A 200-nucleotide genomic window follows, 5' to 3' on the forward strand; every position below is an offset into this window, starting at 1 on the left:
TGAGGGAACCTTTGAGCGCCTCCGTTACATTTTAGGAGGCGACCGCCCCAGTCAAACTGCCCGCCTAACAATGTCCCGTGACCAGCTTCATGGCCTCCGGTTAGAATCTCAGTATCATCAGGGTGGTATCCCAAGGTCGACTCCACAAGGGCTGACGCCCTTGCTTCCAAGTCTCCCACCTATCCTGTACAGATAATACC

The 200-nt window shown here is 54.5% G+C and carries 1 rRNA gene; it reads right to left on the minus strand.

Annotated features, from left to right (window positions below):
• Positions 1–200: ribosomal RNA gene (locus N3C_RS14795) — 23S ribosomal RNA — on the minus strand; the annotation flags it as partial.

The organism is Clostridium sp. N3C, assembly GCF_900095445.1.
GTDB lineage: Bacteria > Bacillota > Clostridia > Clostridiales > Clostridiaceae > Clostridium_AU.